The 1,647-nt window shown below is 66.4% G+C and carries 4 protein-coding genes; 1 reads left to right on the top strand and 3 read right to left on the bottom strand.

The genetic code is table 11. The features are described 5' to 3' along the window. From JNK68_17070 to JNK68_17060, 3 genes are all read right to left on the bottom strand, one after another. On the bottom strand, window positions 1-230 hold a 230-nt coding region (locus tag JNK68_17070; protein MBL8542055.1), incomplete at its 3' end, for a carboxylesterase. A 33-nt stretch (window positions 231-263) separates the two neighbouring features. Next, on the bottom strand, window positions 264-863 hold the full coding sequence (gene mog, locus JNK68_17065; protein ID MBL8542054.1) for a molybdopterin adenylyltransferase: 600 nt from the start codon (window positions 861-863) through the stop codon (window positions 264-266). 55 nt (window positions 864-918) lie between these two features. Then, a complete protein-coding gene (locus JNK68_17060; GenBank protein ID MBL8542053.1) occupies window positions 919-1,386 on the bottom strand; it encodes a DUF615 domain-containing protein in 468 nt (155 codons plus the stop codon). 106 nt (window positions 1,387-1,492) lie between these two features. On the opposite strand from JNK68_17060, the gene pmbA reads away from it, so the two are divergent. Then, window positions 1,493-1,647, top strand: a 155-nt coding sequence (pmbA, locus tag JNK68_17055) for a metalloprotease PmbA (protein ID MBL8542052.1), incomplete at its 3' end; no start/stop codon positions are given.

The following is a 1,647-nucleotide window of genomic DNA, read 5'->3' as shown; positions in this document are numbered from 1 at the left end:
AAATCGTCGCTCACCACGTCGTACCAGGCGCGCATCTGGAAGCCGCCGTTGATGGTGACTGCGCGCACCGGAGCGTGCGGGAAGATGAAGCGGATCGGCCGCACCGGCAATTCCATCTCGTCGATGATCGGCACGAAGTCGTTGCCGTCGGCGCCGAGGCCGTGCATCCAGATGATGCTCGCGGTGGGATCGCGGCCGCGCTCGAGTTCGATATGGGGAAGGAGGGGCATCGAGGCTCCGGAGGCAGTGAACGAATGCGTCGGTCAGGACTTCGGTCGCAACGCCGACTTGGGGCGAAACACCTTGATCACTTCGTCGCGTGTTTCGACATACGGTCCGCCGATGAGGTCGAGGCAATACGGCACGGCGGCGAAGATGCCCGGCACCAGTTCCTCACCCTGCGCGCCCTTCACGCCTTCCAGCGTCTCCTTGATGGCCTTCGGCTGCCCGGGCAGGTTGAGAATCAGGGACCGCTTGCGGATGACGCCGACCTGTCGCGACAGGATCGCGGTCGGCACGAACCTGAGGCTGACCTGACGCATCTGTTCGCCGAAACCGGGCATGATCTTGTCGGCCACCGCGAGCGTCGCCTCGGGCGTGACGTCGCGGGCCGCCGGACCGGTGCCGCCGGTGGTCAGCACGAGATTGCAGCCGACCTCGTCCACCAGTTCCTTGAGAGTCGCTTCGATGGCCGCCTGCTCGTCCGGCAGAAGCCGCTTCTCGACGCGAAACGGTGTCGTCAGCGCTCTCAGGAACCAGTCTTCGAGTGCGGGCAGTCCCGCATCCTCGTAGATGCCGAGGGAGGCGCGATCGCTGATGGAGACGAGCCCGAGCGTGAGCGTGTCGTCGGTGGCGGCAGGCATGGCGGATGGTGTCCGAGGGTCCGGTGGAGTATAGCCAAGAAACCGGGAACCGCCGTCAGCCTTGTGCTTCCACGTCGGCAGCAGGTTCCGGCATGAGTTCCTTCAGCGCGCGAAAGAGCGCGCGATAGTGCTTGGGTGGTTTGCCGCTGGCCGCGTCGTCGCGGGCGTTGCGCACCAGGGTGTGCAGATGCTGGAGATCCGCACCGGGAAACTTCTGAGCCAGCTCGGTCAGCGTCTGTCCATCGGTGAGGAGCCGTTCACGCCAGCGCTCCAGATCGTGCAGCCACGCCGCGTGCGCCCGCGAGTTGCCTTCCCAGGCGTCGATCCGGGCGCGGATCGGCGCCGGGTCGACCTCGCGCATGAGACGACCGATGTACTGCGCCTGTCGCCGGCGTGCGCCGAAGCTTTTCAGCCGCCTAGCTTCGCGCACCGCCTCGCCGAGCGGCTCCGGCAAAGCCAGTGCAGCCAGCCGCTCAGTGCTCAAGTCGACCAGCGCTTCTCCCAGATCCTGCAGGTCGTGCATGGCACGCTTGCGCCGTGTCTTGCTGATTGCGTCGTCTGCCACTGCCTCGGTCCCTCGAAACGCGGCTGGTATGATAGCGGATCAAAATTCTCTGCGACGCCCGCCCGTGACCGCTCTCAGCGCACTCGATCATCCGAAAGCCAGCGGCTTCTCCTTCAGCCCCGACGCGCTGCGCGAGATCGCGGCGGACGTGCTCGCACACGCGCGACGCCTGGGCGCTTCCGCGGCCGAGACCGAGGCGACGGAGGGGATCGGACAGAC

This window comes from Betaproteobacteria bacterium (assembly GCA_016791345.1).
Classification (GTDB): domain Bacteria; phylum Pseudomonadota; class Gammaproteobacteria; order Burkholderiales; family JAEUMW01; genus JAEUMW01.
The sequence above is the reverse complement of the archived record's forward strand: the minus strand, read 5'-3'. Positions and strand labels throughout refer to the sequence as shown.